Origin of the sequence: Streptomyces sp. NPDC004667, from assembly GCF_040609475.1 — a bacterium.
GTDB lineage: Bacteria > Actinomycetota > Actinomycetes > Streptomycetales > Streptomycetaceae > Streptomyces.
In genome coordinates this window covers 1-15,556 of record NZ_JBEXKC010000080.1, presented here as the reverse complement: position 1 = coordinate 15,556, position 15,556 = coordinate 1, and the positions used below count along the sequence as shown (strand labels likewise).

Sequence of the window (15,556 nt, the reverse complement as noted above, 5' to 3'; positions counted from 1 at the left end):
GGGTGGATCAGGCTCGTGCGAGGTCCGGCGGCAGACAGCTCGTGGTGGTGACACGCATGTGGTCCACATGGCGGCGCTTCACGAGTAGAACGGTCATACGGTGAGGGTACGCCCGTACCCACCCCTCCCCGTACGGGTTGATCCGGCCTGGCCGGAGAGTGCCGTCCGGGGACCGGCTACGCTGGACCCGTGGCAGTCGTCGATGTTTCCGAAGAGCTGAAGTCCCTCTCCTCGACCATGGGGTCGATCGAGGCCGTCCTGGACCTCGACAAGCTGAGGGCAGATATCGCCGTGCTCGAGGAGCAGGCCGCCGCGCCGTCCCTGTGGGACGACCCGGACGCCGCCCAGAAGATCACGAGCAAGCTGTCGCACCTCCAGGCGGAAGTGCGCAAGACCGAGTCCCTGCGCGGCCGCATCGACGACCTCGCGGTGCTGTTCGAGCTCGCCCAGGAGATGGACGACGCGGACACCCTCGCCGAGGCCGAGGCCGAGCTCGTCTCCGTCCGCAAGGCGCTGGACGAGATGGAGGTCCGCACCCTGCTCTCCGGCGAGTACGCCGAGCGCGAGGCGCTGGTCAACATCCGTGCCGAGGCCGGCGGCGTCGACGCCTCCGACTTCGCCGAGCGCCTCCAGCGCATGTACCTGCGCTGGGCCGAGCGGCACGGCTACTCCACCGAGATCTACGAGACCTCGTACGCGGAAGAGGCCGGCATCAAGTCGACCACCTTCGTCGTCAAGGCCCCGTACGCCTACGGCACCCTCTCCGTCGAGCAGGGCACGCACCGCCTCGTGCGCATCTCCCCCTTCGACAACCAGGGCCGCCGCCAGACCTCCTTCGCGGGCGTCGAGGTCCTCCCGGTCGTCGAGACCAGCGACCACGTCGAGATCGACGAGACCGAGCTGCGCGTGGACGTGTACCGCGCCTCCGGCCCCGGCGGCCAGGGCGTCAACACGACCGACTCGGCCGTGCGCATCACGCACCTCCCGACCGGCATCGTCGTCTCCTGCCAGAACGAGCGCTCGCAGATCCAGAACAAGGCCAGCGCGATGAACGTGCTCCAGGCCAAGCTGCTGGAGCGCCGCCGCCAGGAGGAGCAGGCCAGGATGGACGCCCTCAAGGACGGCGGCAGCTCCTGGGGCAACCAGATGCGCTCCTACGTCCTGCACCCGTACCAGATGGTCAAGGACCTGCGCACGGAGTTCGAGGTCGGCAACCCGCAGGCGGTCCTCGACGGCGAGATCGACGGCTTCCTGGAGGCCGGCATCCGCTGGCGCAAGCAGCAGGAGCAGAGCGCGTAACGCGTGACGCGTGGAACGAGCGAAGGGCCCGGACACCTGATGGTGTCCGGGCCCTTCGTCCTTACGTGTGATCGGGACGCGGCGTCGGCTACGCGGTCCGAGCCACCAACGCCAGTGCCGCCACCAGCGCCACCAGAAGCGCGATGAGCGTCACCGGATTCAGCCCGGCGAAGGGGCCCTCCTGCTGGAGGCGCTCCCGGTTCGCCCGGCACACAGGGCATCGGCCCTGGCTCACGGGTGCCGCGCAGTTCGCGCACACGAGCCGGTCATATGTCATGCGCTCCTCCTCTCGTCCCCTTCGTTAACGGCGTGGGGACCGAGACCGTTCCCCCTACCACTGTGCCAGCTCCGCCGACATTCGGCGCGGCCCGTCCGGGCAATCGCGAAACCGCACCGCCGAGAGCCGGGATATATCGGGCAAGTGCGGATGCCGGGTCCCCACCTCGCGCCCGGTCGCGTATGGTCACGCACACCTACTCCCGGCGACCGTGGTGCACCCGTGATCCGATTCGACAACGTCTCCAAGTCCTACCCGAAGCAGAACCGTCCCGCACTCAGAGACGTCTCCCTGGACATCGCCAAGGGCGAGTTCGTCTTCCTGGTCGGCTCCTCCGGCTCCGGCAAGTCCACGTTCCTGCGGCTGGTCCTGCGCGAGGAACGGGCGAGCCACGGTCAGGTGCACGTCCTGGGCAAGGACCTCGCGAAGCTCTCCAACTGGAAGGTCCCGCACATGCGGCGCCAGCTGGGGACCGTCTTCCAGGACTTCCGTCTCCTGCCCAACAAGACCGTGGCCGAGAACGTCGCCTTCGCGCAGGAGGTGATCGGCAAACCGCGCGGCGAGATCCGCAAGGCCGTCCCGCAGGTGCTGGAGCTGGTCGGCCTCGGCGGCAAGGAGGGGCGGATGCCGGGCGAGCTCTCCGGCGGTGAGCAGCAGCGCGTCGCCATCGCCCGCGCCTTCGTCAACCGGCCCGCCCTGCTGATCGCGGACGAGCCGACGGGCAACCTCGACCCGCAGACCTCGGTCGGGATCATGAAGCTGCTGGACCGGATCAACCGGACCGGCACCACCGTGATCATGGCGACGCACGACCAGCAGATCGTCGACCAGATGCGCAAGCGCGTCATCGAACTCGAACAGGGCCGACTCGTGCGCGACCAGTCGCGCGGCGTCTACGGCTACCAGCACTGAAAGGTCCCCAGACGCCATGCGCGCCCAGTTCGTCATGTCGGAGATCGGCGTCGGCCTCCGCCGCAATCTCACCATGACCTTCGCGGTCATCATCTCCGTGGCCCTGTCGCTGGCCCTCTTCGGGGGCTCCCTCCTCATGCGCGACCAGGTCAGCGCGATGAAGGGGTTCTGGTACGACAAGGTCAACGTCACCGTCTACCTCTGCACCAAGAACGACGCCATCGACGCGGCCGGAGCCCCCGCCGCCGCCGGGGCGCCCGCCGCGGGCGGCGGCAAGCCCTGCTCCAAGGGGGCGGTGACCCCCGAGCAGAAGCAGGGCATCGAGACCGAGCTCAAGAAGATGGCCCTCGTCCAGACGGTCATGTACGAGTCCTCGGACGAGGCCTACAAGCACTACAAGGAGCGCTTCGGGCACACGGCGCTCGCCTCGGTGGTCACCCCGGACCAGATGCCCGACTCCTTCCGGGTCAAGCTGCGCAACCCGGAGAAGTACGCGGTCATCACCTCGGCCTTCGCGGGCCGCGACGGGGTGCAGTCGGTCGCCGACCAGAGCAGCGAGCTCGACAACCTCTTCGCCCTGCTCGGCACCCTCAACTGGGCGGCGCTCGGCATCATGCTGATCATGCTGATCGTGGCCCTGCTGCTGATCGTCAACACGGTGCGCGTCTCGGCGTTCAGCCGTCGGCGGGAGACCGGCATCATGCGCCTGGTGGGCGCCTCCGGCTTCTACATCCAGGTGCCGTTCATCATGGAGGCGGCCGTGGCCGGCCTCATCGGCGCCGGCCTGGCCTGCGGCATGCTCGGCGCGGGCCAGTACTTCGTCATCGACCACGGCATCGCGCTCCGCGACAAGCTCCAGCTGATCAACTTCATCGGCTGGGACGCCGTCCTCACCAAGCTCCCCCTGGTCCTGGTGATCGGCCTCCTGATGCCCTCCCTGGCGGCGTTCGTGGCGCTGCGCAAGTACCTCAAGGTTTGACGCCCTCCCCCTCCACCCAGGAGGGGGATTCCCGGCTCACGCTGCTGGGCGGACCGGCGGTCCGCCCAGTCTTCCGCGATCGGCGCCGGCCGGGTCGAGACCTGCCCGGACGAGCATCACGCGTGCGGAGTTCTTGTCCCTGGGGGAGACGGCTCCGCACGCGGTACACGTGTAGGTGCGTTCCGACAGCGGCAGGGCGTGCTTGGCTCTCGCTCCGCACCGTCCGCAGTCCATGGTGGTGTGCGCCGGGTCCACGAGGTGGACGATCCGGCCGTGCTTGCGCGCCATGTTGATCAGCTCGCTCTTGGTGGACGCGATCGCCGCGTCAGCCGCTTTGCGCGCCATGGTGGACTTCGCGAGGAACTTGGGCCGGAAATCCTCCACCGCGAGCCGGTCGAAGGCCCTTACGACCTGCTTGGCCCATTTACGGGCAGTGTCCTGCCGCTGACGGACGGCCTTCTTGTGCGCCTTCGCTGCCTGCCGCTTCGCTGTTCGGTAGCCCTTCGAGGCCGCCTGCCCGCGCCCTGGCTTACGGCGGGCCATCATGCGCTGATAGCGCGCCAGCCGGTCGGCTGCCTTCTTCCCGTGTCCGGGGTGGGGGAGGTCATGGGCATCGCTCGTCGTCGTGGCGAGGTCCCGCACGCCCCAGTCGATACCGATCGCCTCGCCGGTTCCGGCGAGCGGCAGCGTTTCCGTGCGGACGACGAAGGAGGCGTACCAGTGGCCGAGGCTGTCCCGATAGACGCGCACGCTGGAGGGATCAGACGGCAGTTCTCGCGACCACACCACCGTTAAAGCGATGCCGCCCGCCAGGTGCAACCGTCCGTCCTTCAACCGGAAGCCGCGCCGGGTGTAGTTGAGCGACGGGTCGGTCCGGTCCTTCTTCTTGAGCCCGGGCATGCCCGCCCGTCGCCGCAGTGGCAACCGTGCCTTGATGTCCTTCAACGCCTTGGCCCTGGAAGCGGCGAAATCCCGGACAGCCTGCTGCTGAGGCACACTCCCACCTGCGCCCAGCCACTCATGCTCGGCACGCCAGCCGGTCAGCATCCTGTCGAGTCCGGCAGGCCCGCATTTCTCTCCGGATCGGTGCGCCGCACGGGATGTGGCGACGCACTGGTTCCACACCCAGCGGCAGCGGTCCGCTTCATCGAGCAGAGCCGACAGCGCGGTGGACGAGACGCGCAGCCGGAAGGTGAACCGGGCGTGCCCCTCCTCGCGAATCCCCGCCGCTGTGGTCATGGCGCAAACCTAGAGCGGCGTCCTGCCGGCCGCCCGGGAACCTCGGCACTCCACCCGAACGAGTGACCGACTGCACTGTGTGCTGTTCGTCAACCAGCCGTACCGCGGCGGGGCTTGTCCTAGACTCGGCGCCATGCCGGGTCTGCCCGCTCTCTGTCTCCGGCCCCGCGACCTGCGTCGCGGGGCCGTTCTGACGTTGCTCTTCCTCGCCTCCGTGGGTGCCGGGGCGGGGAGCGGGTCCTGGGCGCCGAAGGAGGCGGAGGCCGATCGGCCGCTCGCCCTCACGGGTACTCCGTTACCCTCCCCGCGCCAGAGCGGGACCGCGGACCGGGAGGCCGTCGCGCGCGCCGCCGCCGAGGCCGTCGCCGAGGGCAAGTCCGGCAAGAAGGCCGCCCAGGAGGTGGTCAGCCGCAGCGGCGACCGCTGGGGCACCGTCTACGACCGGGGCGAGTACGAGGCCTTCGCCGAGGACCTCGACGGCCGCTGGACCGGGGTCGGCCTCTGGGCCGGGCGCCACCACGACGGCGTGATCGAGGTCGAACGGGTCCAGCCCGACAGCCCCGCCGCCCGGGCCGGGCTGCGCGCCGGGGACCGGCTGCTGAGCGTGGACGGCCGCGGTGTGACCGGGCTCGCCGTGGCCGACGTGGTGGCGCTGCTGCGCGGCGAGGCCGGCACCCCGGCGGTGCTCGGCCTCAGCCGCAACGGCGCCGGCCGCACCGAGACCCTGCGGCGGGAGCGGCTGCGCGTCGACCCGGTGACCGTGCGCAGGCTCGCGGACGGCATCACCGTGATCAAGGTGGCCTCCTTCACCCGGGGTTCGGGGGAGCGGGTGCGCGACGCCGTCCGCGCGGCCCCGCCCGGCGCCGGGGTGATGCTGGACCTGCGCGGCAACCCGGGCGGTCTGGTCACGGAGGCGGTGACGGCGGCCTCCGCGTTCCTGGACGGCGGGCTCGTGGCGACGTACGACGTACGGGGCTCCGAGCGCGCCCTGTACGCCGCCCCGGGCGGGGACACGGCCCGCCCCCTGGTGGCCCTGGTCGACGGCGGCACGATGAGTGCGGCCGAGCTGGTCACGGGCGCCCTCCAGGACCGGGGCCGGGCCGTCACCGTCGGCTCCCGCACCTTCGGCAAGGGATCGGTGCAGATGCCCACCGAGCTCCCGGACGGTTCGGTGGCGGAGCTGACGGTGGGCACGTACCGCACGCCGGCCGGCCGCAGCCTCGACGGCGGGGGCATCACCCCGGACCTGACGGCGGCGGGGGACGGCGCGGAGGAGCGGGCGCGGGCGGTATTGGGTGGCACCGGGGTGGGTCCGTAGTGCGAAAATGACCGCACTATGGCTAAGGAAAAAGGGCGCAAGCTGATCGCCCAGAACAAGAAGGCGCGGCACGACTACACGATCATCGACACCTACGAGTGCGGGATCGTGCTCACGGGCACCGAGGTCAAGTCCCTGCGCCAGGGCCGGGCCTCGCTGGTGGACGGCTTCGTGTCGGTCGAGGGCCGCGAGGTGTGGATGTACAACGTCCACGTGCCGGAGTACAGCCAGGGCACCTGGACCAACCACAGTGCGCGGCGCAAGCGCAAGCTCCTCATGCACCGGGAGGAGATCGACAAGCTGGAGCGCAAGGCGGACGAGTCGGGTCACACCGTCGTGCCGCTGGCCCTGTACTTCAAGGACGGCCGCGCGAAGGTGGAGATCGCGCTGGCGAAGGGCAAGAAGGAGTACGACAAGCGGCAGACCCTGCGGGAGAAGCAGGACACCCGTGAGACGAACCGCGCCATCTCGGCGATCCGGCGCAAGCAGCGCGGCACGGTTTAATCTCCTGGCACGCGGTGGTCCACTTCGCGTACCATGGCGTCAGCGCCTCCCGCTCGCGGGTGGAGCAGTTTGTTAACAAAACATGGGGATGATCGGTTTCGACAGCGGATGTCGATGCAGGGGAAGCGAGCCGAGGAAGCGGCAATGATCTCGCTAACCACATGTCGCAAACAATAATCGCCAACTCCAAGAGCGATAACTCCCGCTTCACCCTCGCTGCCTAATAACAGTGAGCTGAAGCCTCTGTGAGGAGCGTCAGCCCGGAAGTGGTCCCGGTCCGGATCCTGGCGTCAACAAGGGATCTAAACCTCTAGCCCCGGTCACGGGGGTTGGAGGGAAATCAAACAGTGACTGAGCCCGTCGGAGACTTGTCCGTGTGATCTCCGGGGCTGAGAAAAGCGCAGCGGACTGCGCTCGGAGAAGCCCTGCTTCTGCACCGTTGGACGCGGGTTCGATTCCCGCCATCTCCACTCATCCCATGTGGGCGAAGGCCCCGCAGCCGCTTGGCTGCGGGGCCTTCGGCTTTCCCGCGCGGTCCGAGCCTCCGAGCCGGTGGGCTTGTGCGCCGTCAGTCCGAGTAGTGGTACCGGGCCTTGAGGATCTTCACTTCCTTGTCGTCGGCCCGGTAGACGAGACGGTGCTCGTCGTCGATCCGGCGGGACCAATAGCCCGTCAGGTCACCCTTGAGGGGTTCGGGCTTTCCGATGCCCGCGAACGGAGACCGCTGGATCTCGCCGATCAGGCGGGTGATCCGCCTGGCCATCTTGCGGTCCGCCCCGAGCCAGAACAGGAAGTCCTCCCAGGCGTCCGGGTCGAAGTGGACGCTCCTCACTCGTCACCGGCCAGGGCTTGGAGCTCCTCCATGCTCTTCGTGACGCTCGCGATCCCTTCCCTGTCCCGGGCGACGGCTTCCATCAGCCGGCGGGCATTCGCGGGAGAGCGCAGCAGGTAGACCGTCTCCTGCCAGGAGTCGTAGTCGGCGGCCGACATGAGGACCGCGTCCCCGTTCTTGGAGCTGATGCGCACGGGTACGTGGTCGTCGTTGACGCGCTCGATGAGGGGGAACAGGGTCTTGCGTGCCTCGCTGGCGCTTATGGGCATCTGCCGCCTCCACTTGTGATGGTACGACCTCATGGTACTGGTCTCGTACCGAATTGTGGTACGGGTTCGGCTGTCGGGGTTCTTGACGGGGACAGGCCCCTCAGCCGGGGGGCTGAGGGGCCTGCGCCAGACGGTGGTGAGGATCAGCAGAACGGGACCTGGTTGAGGTTCTCGGCGTAGCGGGCGGCGATCCAGCCGGAGCCGTCGGCGAGCTTGTACCAGATCGCATTGCCTTCGACCGTCTCGCCGTTGACCTTGCACTGGAGGGCTACGGTCTCGCCGCGCGAGACGTTGCCCCGGTGCTCGTAGCCGGTGCCGGGGCCGGAGCGGACGCCGAGGCCGTTGCCGGTGGTGACGATGCGGGCCTTGGGGGCGCCGTGGCCGGGCTTACCGGGCTTGCCGGGCTTGCCGGGCTTGTCGTGGTGGGTGTCGCACTTCTTGCAGTGGCCGGGCTTGCCGGTGTCGCCCTTGTCGCCCTTGTCTCCCTTCGGGCCCCGGGGTCCGCGGTCGCCCTCTTCTCCCTTGTGGCCCTTCGGGCCGCGCTCTCCCCGGTCTCCCTTGTCTCCCTTGGGGCCGCCGGACGGGCCCCGGTCTCCCCTGTCCCCCTTGTGGCCGCGTTCGCCCTGGTCGCCGCGCTCTCCCTTGGGGCCGCGTTCGCCCTGGTCCCCGCGTTCGCCCTTCTCGCCGCGTTCGCCCTGGTCGCCCTTGGGGCCCGGGCGGCCCGGCTTGCCGTGGTGGCCCGGCCTCCCGTCGTGGCCGTCGTGGCCCGGCTTTCCGTCGTCGCCCTTCGGGCCCGTCACCGGGGTGGCGACGGCGAAGAGGGCGGGGGCCTCGTGGCCGGTGGCCCACTCGCCGCCGTCGAGCGTCGTGCCCTGCGGGGCGTCGGAGTCCACCCGCAGGGCCACCGCCAGCCGCGTCTGCGCGTTCGCCGGGAAGGCGAAGCCCGCGCGGGTGCCGGCCTCGCAGGTCAGCAGGCGCGCGTCGGAGGACCGGGTGCAGGAGCCGCCCGCCCGCTGGCCGTTCCAGTAGAACCGGGCCTCGGGGAAGGTGGTCCGCTCCGGGGCCGTGATGCGGAAGGTGGTGCTGCGGGTCGTGTCCTCCCCGTTCGAGGCGGCGATGACCACACGGCCCGTCGCGCCCGGGGCGATCGAGGGGACGTACGGCTGGGAGAGCCGCAGCTGCGACGAGTCGGCGGCCAGGGCGGGTGCGGTCGGCACCAGACAGGAGGCGGTGACGGCCGCGACGAACAGGGCCGCCGAAACGGAACGGGAAGCAGACAAGGGGGGTTCCTCCGCGAAGGGAAGGGCGCTGGGGAGACCCCCCAGTTATTGCGGATCGCGCGCGCCGGTCGTGAGTACCACGCGGGTATGGTCACTCGGGCGCCGGACAAACAGGGCAAACAGGGCGGTGACGGCGGCGGAGGCCGGGAGGGCGTACGCGGTCGCCGTCCCCAGGTGGTCGACGGCCAGACCGGCCGTGGCGGAGCCGACGGCGATGCCCGCCAGGATCGCGGTGACCGCGAGGGTCATGCCCTCGTTGAGGCGGCCCTCGGGCGTCAGGGCGTGCACCCGGGACATGGCCGTCACCATCACCGGGGCGGTGGCCGTCCCCGCCAGCAGCAGGGCCCCGGCCAGCAGCGGCAGCGAGCCCGTGGCCGCCGCGGCCCAGGGCAGCGCCATCGCGCAGGCCAGGCCGGCCAGGCAGGCGCGCAGGCTCCGGGGCCGCAGGGTTCCGTAGAGCAGTCCGGCCGCGCAGGAGCCCGCCGCCTGGAGCGCCAGTACCGGGCCGCTCGCCGCCCCGAGCCCCAGCCCGGACAGGTGGGCGACCGAGGTGACCTCCATCGACCCGAACACCACCCCGGTGGCGAGGAACAGGGCGAGCAGCGGCAGCAGCGCGCGCACCGGAGAGGGCCCGCGGACGGAGCGGCGCCCGGCCGGCGGGGGCTCCGTGGCACGGTGCGCGGTGAAGACGAGCATGCCGGTGAGGAGCAGCACCGTCCCGGTGAGGGTGCCCGCCTCGGGGAAGGCGGAGGTGCACAGCAGGGCCGCGAGGACCGGGCCCAGCAGGTAGCAGAGCTCGTCGGCCGCCTGCTCGAAGGACATCGCCGTGTGGTGCGCCTCGCGGGGCAGCAGGTGGGTCCAGCGGGCCCGGGACATACCGCCGATGTTGGGGGTCGTCGCGGTGGCCGCGTAGGAGGCGAACAGGGTCCAGACGGGGGCTCCGGTGCGCACGCACACGACCAGGCAGAGCGATCCGAGGACCGCGATCACGGTCGCCGGCACCGCGATCCGGGCCTGGCCGTGGCGGTCGACCAGCCGGGCCGTCCAGGGCGCGACCACGGCGGTGGCGGCCAGTCCGGTCGCGGTGACGGCGCCGGCGAGGGCGTACGAGCCGCGCTGTCCGGCGATCATCATGACCGCGCTGATCCCGAACATGCCCATGGGGAGGCGGGCGAGGAGGTTCCCGGCGGTGAAGCCGCGGGTGCCGGGGAGGGCGAAGAGACGGGCGTACGGGCCGCGGGCGCGGGAGGGGCGGGAGGGTGCGGGGGTGGAGGCGGCCAGGACCAGGGTGCTGCCGGTCACGGCCATCAGCGGGGTTCTCTGCGGCATGCCCCGATCCTGCGGTCCGGCCCGCACGACGGTCCAACACCTGTTCCGGCGCCATTCACGCACCCCTGATGTCAATCCGCGTTGTTAGTCTCCGCGGGTGAACTCCCGCGACGTCGACCCCCGGCTGCTGCGCGGCTTCCTCGCCGTGGCGGAGGAGCTGCACTTCTCCCGCGCCGCCGCCCGGCTCTACGTCGCCCAGCAGGCCCTGAGCCGCGATGTGCGCCGCCTCGAACAGGCCCTGGGCTCCGCGCTGTTCGTCCGCACCACCCGGGCGGTGGAACTCACCCTCGACGGAGAGCGGCTGGTGCCCCACGCCCGCGAGGTGCTGCGCGCCCACGAGGAACTGGCCGCCGCCTTCGCGGGCCCGCCCCGGGCCCTGCTCGTCGACGTGAACACCGACGGGCCCGGCACCGGCCGCCGGGTCCTGGAGCACGCCCGCGAACTGGCCCCCGGCTGCGAGCTGATGGCCCGCTTCGAGAGCGGGCTCACCCATGCCGCCGCCGAGATCGCCGCCGGCCGGCTCGACGTCTCCTTCGGGTACGCCGCCGGGCTGGCCCCCGCGCTGCGCTCCCGCCTCGCCCACCGGCTCGTCCGCTACGAACCGCTCGCCGTACTGCTGCCCGAGGACCACCCCCTGGCCGCCCGCGCCGAGGTGCCGCTGGCCGCGCTGGCCGGGGAGAGCGTGTACGCGGGCGCCGGGAACCCGCGGACCCTGGAGTGGACCGGGCTGGCCCGCGAGCTGTTCGCCGGGCGGGGCATCGCCCCGGCACCGCCCGCGCCGGTGGCGGTGGGCAAGGAGGAGTTCGGGCGGGTGATGGCCAAGACCCGCACCCCGGTCCTGGCGACCGTGGACTTCGCCGAACTGCCCGGCTGCGTGAAACGGCCCCTGGTGGACCCCGTACCGCTGTCCCCGCTCGCCCTGGTGTGGCGCAGGGACCTGCGCCATCCCGGTCTGGACGCCCTCCAGCGGGCGGCCGAGGGCCTCGCGGCCGCGCACGGCTGGCTGGACGTACCGCCGGGCAGCTGGCTCCCGTCGGCGCTCACACCGGGCGCCGCCCCCGGGTGAGCGGGAGGTTTCCCGCCGGTCATCCGGCGGGGACCGGGGCCGAAACGGGCCGTTCCTACCGTCGTTCCCACGGACGAGACAGCCGGGGAGGCGTGTGATGACCCGTACCACCGCACCACGCGAGGGGAGCCGCTGGATCCAGCGGTGGGACCCCGAGGACGAGACGTTCTGGCGGGAAACGGGCGAGCGGATCGCCCGCCGCAACCTCCTCTACTCCGTGTTCTCCGAACACATCGGCTTCTCCATCTGGTCCCTGTGGTCCGTGATGGTGCTCTTCATGGGCCCCGGCTACGGGATCGACCCGGCCGGCAAGTTCTTCCTCATCGCCACCGCCACCTGCGTCGGCGCCCTGGTCCGGATCCCCTACACCTTCGCCGTCGCCCGCTTCGGCGGCCGCAACTGGACCGTCGTCAGCGCCCTGCTGCTCCTCGTGCCGACCGTGGCCGCGCTGGTGGTCATGGAGCCCGGCACGCCGTACGGCACCTTCCTGGCCGTGGCCGCGCTCACCGGCGTCGGCGGCGGCAACTTCGCCTCCTCGATGACCAACATCAACGCCTTCTTCCCGCTCCGCAAGAAGGGCTGGGCACTCGGCCTCAACGCGGGCGGCGGGAACATCGGCGTCCCCGTCGTCCAGCTCGCCGCGCTCCTCGTCATCGCCACCGCCGGGGCCGGACACCCGCGCCTGCTGCTCGCCGCCTACCTCCCCCTGATCGTGGCCGCCGCCGCGCTGGCCCTCGTCCGCATGGACAACCTGGCCCCCGTGCGCGCCGACGCGGGCGCCGTACGGGAGGCGGCCCGCCGGCCCCACACCTGGATCATGGCCTTCCTCTACGTCGGCACCTTCGGCTCCTTCATCGGCTACGGCTTCGCCTTCGGGCTGGTCCTGCAGACCCAGTTCGGGCGCACCCCGCTCCAGGCCGCCTCGATGACCTTCCTCGGACCGCTGCTCGGCTCCCTGTCCCGGCCCGTGGGCGGGGCGCTCGCGGACCGGTTCGGCGGGGCGCGGATCACCCTGGCCGCCTTCGTGGCGATGGCCGCGGCCACCGGGGTGGTCGTCCTGGCCTCCGTACGCGAGTCCCTGCCCCTGTTCCTGGCCGGCTTCGTCGCCCTCTTCGCGCTCAGCGGGGCCGGGAACGGCTCCACCTACAAGATGATCCCGGGGATCTTCCACGCCGAGGCCCTGGCGCGGGGCCTGGAGGGCGAGGAGGCGGCCGCGTACGGGCGGCGGATCTCCGGGGCCGCCATGGGCCTGATCGGCGCCGTGGGGGCGCTGGGCGGACTCGGCATCAACCTGGTGTTCCGCCGGGCCTTCCAGGACTCCGGCTCCGGAACGGCCGCCTTCGTCACCTTCCTCGCCTTCTACGCGGCGTGCTGCGCCGCCACCTGGGCGGTATACCTTCGCCGGCCGCGGCAGCGCCCCACGGCCGCCCCCGGAGCCCCGGGAGCCCCCGCGGCCACCGCGAAGACGCAGCTCACCTCCGTGTGAGGCGGGCCCGGTGCCGGGCGCGTTACGGCACCGAAATACGGCGGAACCGAGCCTGACACGACCCCTTGACAGGCTCGGTCCCGCGACGTGACACCCGCCCGGACCCCGGGCAACGGCAGCCGAGGCAGGTCACCCACCATGGACGAAGCAACGCACGGCCCCCTGTCGGGCTTCACCGTCGGGGTGACCGCCGCCCGGCGCTCCGACGATCTGATCGCCCTGCTGCGCCGGCGCGGCGCGAGCGTGGTGCACGCGCCCGCCCTGCGGATCGTTCCCCTCGCCGACGACGGCGAGCTGATGGCCGCCACCAAGGAACTCATCGACTGCCCCCCGGACGCGGTCGTCGCGACCACCGCCATCGGCTTCCGGGGCTGGATCGAGGCAGCCGAGGGATGGGGGATCGGCGAGGGCTTGCTGGAGCGGCTGCGCACCGCCGAACTGCTGGCGCGCGGGCCCAAGGTGAAGGGGGCCGTACGGGCCGCGGGGCTGGTGGAGGACTGGTCGCCGGGGTCCGAGTCGCTCGCGGAGGTGCTGGACCGGCTGCTGGCCGACGGGGTCGCCGGACGGCGGATCGCGCTGCAGCTGCACGGGGAGCCGCTGCCCGGGTTCGTGGAGGCGCTGCGCGCGGGCGGGGCCGAGGTGGTGCCGGTGCCCGTGTACCGGTGGATGCCGCCGCAGGACCTCGGGCCGCTGGACCGGCTGCTGGACGCGGTCGCCGTCGGGGCGCTGGACGCCGTCAGCTTCACCTCGGCGCCCGCCGCGGCCTCGTTGCTGTCGCGCGCCGGGGAACGGGGGCTGCGGGAGGCCGTCGTGGAGGCGCTGCGCGGGCCGGTGCTCTGCGCCTGCGTCGGGCCCGTGACGGCGCTGCCGCTCCAGGCCGAGGGGGTCCCCACCGTGGCGCCGGAGAGGTTCCGGCTCGGGCCGCTGGTCCAGCTGCTCTGCCAGGAACTGCCCGGCCGGGCGCGGGTGTTGCCGGTCGGGGGTCACCGGCTGGAGATCCGGGGCCGGGCGGTGCTCGTCGACGGCGCGCTGCGGCCGGTGCCGCCCGCCGGGATGGCGCTGCTGACGGCCCTGGCCCGGCGTCCGGGGTGGGTGGTGTCGCGGGCCGAACTGCTGCGGACGCTGCCCGGGGCGGGGCGCGACGAGCACGCCGTGGAGACCGCGATGGCCCGGCTGCGGGCGGCGCTGGGGGCGCCGAAGCTGATCCAGACGGTGGTCAAGCGCGGGTACCGGCTGTCGCTGGACGCGGGCGGGTGCGCGGGCGACGGCTCCGCCCGCTGAGGGGCTGTGCGGGGCCGCGGGGGTCGGTTAGCGTGCTCGGATGATCATTGACGGAGTGGAGATGAGGGGCGTCACGGTCGACGACGCCGCCGCGCTGGCCGATGTGGTGACCCGCAACCGGGAGGCCATGAAGCCGTACGAGCCCTTCCGGCGCGAGCAGTTCTACACGGAGGCGGGCCAGCGGGCCCGGATCGAGGCGCTGCTCGCGGAGCGGGAGTCCGGCCTCACCCTCCCGTTCCTGCTGGTCGCGGGCGAGACCCCGGTCGGCTCGATCAACCTCGGCTCCATCGCCCTGGGCCCCCTGCGCAGCGGCGGCATCGGCTACTGGGTCGACCGCGACTGGCACGGCAAGGGCCTGGCCACCGCCGCCGTCGAGGAGGTCTGCCGGATCGCCCGCGACGAGGTCGGCCTGCACCGGGTCGAGGCCGGGACCCTGCTCGACAACTTCGCCTCCCAGCGGGTCCTGGCCAAGGCGGGCTTCACCGAGTTCGGGGTCGCCCCCCGCTACCTCCACATCAACGGCGCCTGGCGCGACCACCGCCTCTTCCAGCGCCTCCTGCACGACGACCCGCCGCCGAGGTGACCGACGCGCCGGCGAGGTGACCGACGCGCCGCCGAGGTGACCGACGCGCCGGACGGCGGGCCGGGAGGCGGCGCCCGGGGGCCGGGCCCCGCACGGGGGCTTCCGCAACGCACGCGACGACGGCACTCTGGGGAGGCGACCCACGGGGGACCCACGGCGACCGAGGCGGTGACCGGCATGTGGTTCGACTCCGGGCGGGTCTGTCTGGACCTGCTGGCCACCTCCACGCCCCAAGGGGACGCGGAGGACATCGGCGACACCGACGAGCTGAGGCTGTGGCTGGTCGGCGCCGGACTGGTACCCGACCGGACCCCGCTCGCACGGCTCGGGCCCGACTGGGTGGCCGCCTTCCGCGGCCTGCGCGCCGACGTGGGCACCCTCGTACGGGCCTCCCTGGCCGGGGCCGGCCCCGAGGAGGGCGCCCTCGCCCGGGTCAACGCGGCGGCTGCCGGTCCACCCCCGGGCCTGTGTGCCGTACGGGACCGGGAGGGACACCTGGTCCGGGAGCTGTGCGGCGGGGTCGAGTGCGCGGGGCTGCTGGCCTCGGTGGCCCGGGACGCGGTGGAACTCCTCACCGACCCCGGCGACCTGGCCCTGCTGCGCGCCTGCGAGGGCGACGGCTGCGCCCGCGTCTACCTCGACACCTCCCGGGGCCACCGCCGCCGCTGGTGCTCCAGCGAACTGTGCGGCAACCGCGAACGCGTGGCCCGCCACCGCCGACGCATCCGCACGGCGGTGGGGGTGGGGGAGGGGTAGGGGGCGGGGCGGGGTCGGGGGACGGCGGGACCCGGCCTGGCCCGAATCAGAGAAGGGCTGGGGGTTTCCCGTCAGTCTCACTGTCCTTCCGTGTCGGGCCGGGCTGTCAAGGGCGCTCCCTGCGGTCGCGTCGCTTCGCGATGGCC

At 72.2% G+C, this 15,556-nt stretch carries 16 protein-coding genes and 1 other RNA gene; 11 read left to right on the top strand and 6 right to left on the bottom strand.

Translation table 11 applies throughout. From position 1 onward, the window contains the following. Nucleotides 1-189 precede the first annotated feature (189 nt). On the top strand, nucleotides 190-1,299 hold the full coding sequence (gene prfB / locus ABZW32_RS31780; RefSeq protein ID WP_345180599.1) for a peptide chain release factor 2: 1,110 nt from the start codon (nucleotides 190-192) through the stop codon (nucleotides 1,297-1,299). Between the two features lie 88 nt (nucleotides 1,300-1,387). On the opposite strand, the gene ABZW32_RS31775 is transcribed toward prfB, so the two are convergent. After that, nucleotides 1,388-1,576, bottom strand: coding sequence for a hypothetical protein (locus ABZW32_RS31775; RefSeq protein WP_030240481.1), 189 nt, complete (start codon nucleotides 1,574-1,576; stop codon nucleotides 1,388-1,390). Between the two features lie 222 nt (nucleotides 1,577-1,798). Between ABZW32_RS31775 and ftsE the strand changes: the two genes are divergently transcribed. Both ftsE and ftsX read left to right on the top strand, forming a co-directional pair. Then, nucleotides 1,799-2,488 (top strand): cell division ATP-binding protein FtsE, encoded by a 690-nt coding sequence (gene ftsE / locus ABZW32_RS31770; RefSeq protein ID WP_030240478.1) that lies wholly within the window; start codon nucleotides 1,799-1,801, stop codon nucleotides 2,486-2,488. A 16-nt stretch (nucleotides 2,489-2,504) separates the two neighbouring features. Then, nucleotides 2,505-3,467, top strand: a complete 963-nt coding sequence (gene ftsX, locus ABZW32_RS31765; RefSeq protein ID WP_285543260.1) for a permease-like cell division protein FtsX — start codon at nucleotides 2,505-2,507, stop codon at nucleotides 3,465-3,467. A 36-nt stretch (nucleotides 3,468-3,503) separates the two neighbouring features. Here the strand turns inward: ftsX and ABZW32_RS31760 are convergent, their stop codons facing one another. Continuing rightward, nucleotides 3,504-4,706, bottom strand: a complete 1,203-nt coding sequence (locus ABZW32_RS31760; RefSeq protein ID WP_356222606.1) for a transposase — start codon at nucleotides 4,704-4,706, stop codon at nucleotides 3,504-3,506. Between the two features lie 133 nt (nucleotides 4,707-4,839). On the opposite strand from ABZW32_RS31760, the gene ABZW32_RS31755 reads away from it, so the two are divergent. From ABZW32_RS31755 to ssrA, 3 genes are all read left to right on the top strand, one after another. Next, entirely contained in the window at nucleotides 4,840-6,024 is a 1,185-nt protein-coding gene (locus tag ABZW32_RS31755; protein WP_356222603.1) for a S41 family peptidase, read from the top strand. An 18-nt stretch (nucleotides 6,025-6,042) separates the two neighbouring features. Then, nucleotides 6,043-6,528: an SsrA-binding protein SmpB gene (gene smpB, locus ABZW32_RS31750; RefSeq protein WP_030240466.1), complete on the top strand. Its 486-nt coding sequence runs from the start codon at nucleotides 6,043-6,045 to the stop codon at nucleotides 6,526-6,528. Between the two features lie 84 nt (nucleotides 6,529-6,612). Beyond that, nucleotides 6,613-7,001, top strand: a transfer-messenger RNA (tmRNA) gene (gene ssrA, locus ABZW32_RS31745). Between the two features lie 95 nt (nucleotides 7,002-7,096). On the opposite strand, the gene ABZW32_RS31740 is transcribed toward ssrA, so the two are convergent. The 4 genes from ABZW32_RS31740 to ABZW32_RS31725 form a co-directional block, all read right to left on the bottom strand. Beyond that, complete coding sequence (locus ABZW32_RS31740; RefSeq protein WP_345180570.1) at nucleotides 7,097-7,360, bottom strand: Txe/YoeB family addiction module toxin; 264 nt, start codon at nucleotides 7,358-7,360, stop codon at nucleotides 7,097-7,099. After that, a complete protein-coding gene (locus ABZW32_RS31735; protein WP_030240463.1) occupies nucleotides 7,357-7,629 on the bottom strand; it encodes a type II toxin-antitoxin system prevent-host-death family antitoxin in 273 nt (90 codons plus the stop codon). Before ABZW32_RS31735 ends, ABZW32_RS31740 begins: the two co-directional genes overlap by 4 nt. Before the next feature lie 143 nt (nucleotides 7,630-7,772). Further along, nucleotides 7,773-8,909, bottom strand: a complete 1,137-nt coding sequence (locus tag ABZW32_RS31730; protein ID WP_356222599.1) for an SH3 domain-containing protein — start codon at nucleotides 8,907-8,909, stop codon at nucleotides 7,773-7,775. A gap of 45 nt (nucleotides 8,910-8,954) precedes the next feature. After that, the gene (locus ABZW32_RS31725) at nucleotides 8,955-10,238 is read right to left on the bottom strand and encodes an MFS transporter (RefSeq protein ID WP_356222596.1); all 1,284 of its coding nucleotides are present in this window, start codon (nucleotides 10,236-10,238) and stop codon (nucleotides 8,955-8,957) included. A 97-nt stretch (nucleotides 10,239-10,335) separates the two neighbouring features. Here ABZW32_RS31725 and ABZW32_RS31720 point away from each other — a divergent pair, with 97 nt between their 5' ends. The 5 genes from ABZW32_RS31720 (at nucleotide 10,336) to ABZW32_RS31700 (ending at nucleotide 15,410) form a co-directional block, all read left to right on the top strand. After that, nucleotides 10,336-11,304, top strand: a complete 969-nt coding sequence (locus tag ABZW32_RS31720; protein ID WP_356222593.1) for a LysR family transcriptional regulator — start codon at nucleotides 10,336-10,338, stop codon at nucleotides 11,302-11,304. 97 nt (nucleotides 11,305-11,401) lie between these two features. Beyond that, the gene (locus ABZW32_RS31715) at nucleotides 11,402-12,790 is read left to right on the top strand and encodes a nitrate/nitrite transporter (protein ID WP_356222590.1); all 1,389 of its coding nucleotides are present in this window, start codon (nucleotides 11,402-11,404) and stop codon (nucleotides 12,788-12,790) included. A gap of 138 nt (nucleotides 12,791-12,928) precedes the next feature. After that, nucleotides 12,929-14,071: a uroporphyrinogen-III synthase gene (locus tag ABZW32_RS31710; protein WP_356222587.1), complete on the top strand. Its 1,143-nt coding sequence runs from the start codon at nucleotides 12,929-12,931 to the stop codon at nucleotides 14,069-14,071. Between the two features lie 40 nt (nucleotides 14,072-14,111). Beyond that, nucleotides 14,112-14,654: a GNAT family protein gene (locus ABZW32_RS31705; protein WP_356222585.1), complete on the top strand. Its 543-nt coding sequence runs from the start codon at nucleotides 14,112-14,114 to the stop codon at nucleotides 14,652-14,654. Nucleotides 14,655-14,831: 177 nt separating this feature from the next. Then, nucleotides 14,832-15,410 carry a CGNR zinc finger domain-containing protein gene (locus ABZW32_RS31700; RefSeq protein WP_356222582.1) on the top strand — a complete coding sequence of 193 codons (579 nt, stop codon included), beginning with the start codon at nucleotides 14,832-14,834 and terminating at the stop codon, nucleotides 15,408-15,410. Nucleotides 15,411-15,556 lie beyond the last annotated feature (146 nt).

What these genes read in the sequence shown, in the direction of transcription:
- ABZW32_RS31775 (WP_030240481.1), bottom strand. Translation starts at nt 1,576, where the DNA reads ATGACATATGACCGGCTCGTGTGCGCGAACTGCGCGGCACCCGTGAGC.
- ftsX (WP_285543260.1), top strand. Translation starts at nt 2,505, where the DNA reads ATGCGCGCCCAGTTCGTCATGTCGGAGATCGGCGTCGGCCTCCGCCGC.
- ABZW32_RS31760 (WP_356222606.1), bottom strand. Translation starts at nt 4,706, where the DNA reads ATGACCACAGCGGCGGGGATTCGCGAGGAGGGGCACGCCCGGTTCACC.
- ABZW32_RS31755 (WP_356222603.1), top strand. Translation starts at nt 4,840, where the DNA reads ATGCCGGGTCTGCCCGCTCTCTGTCTCCGGCCCCGCGACCTGCGTCGC.
- smpB (WP_030240466.1), top strand. Translation starts at nt 6,043, where the DNA reads ATGGCTAAGGAAAAAGGGCGCAAGCTGATCGCCCAGAACAAGAAGGCG.
- ABZW32_RS31735 (WP_030240463.1), bottom strand. Translation starts at nt 7,629, where the DNA reads ATGCCCATAAGCGCCAGCGAGGCACGCAAGACCCTGTTCCCCCTCATC.
- ABZW32_RS31725 (WP_356222596.1), bottom strand. Translation starts at nt 10,238, where the DNA reads ATGCCGCAGAGAACCCCGCTGATGGCCGTGACCGGCAGCACCCTGGTC.
- ABZW32_RS31715 (WP_356222590.1), top strand. Translation starts at nt 11,402, where the DNA reads ATGACCCGTACCACCGCACCACGCGAGGGGAGCCGCTGGATCCAGCGG.
- ABZW32_RS31710 (WP_356222587.1), top strand. Translation starts at nt 12,929, where the DNA reads ATGGACGAAGCAACGCACGGCCCCCTGTCGGGCTTCACCGTCGGGGTG.
- ABZW32_RS31705 (WP_356222585.1), top strand. Translation starts at nt 14,112, where the DNA reads ATGATCATTGACGGAGTGGAGATGAGGGGCGTCACGGTCGACGACGCC.
- ABZW32_RS31700 (WP_356222582.1), top strand. Translation starts at nt 14,832, where the DNA reads ATGTGGTTCGACTCCGGGCGGGTCTGTCTGGACCTGCTGGCCACCTCC.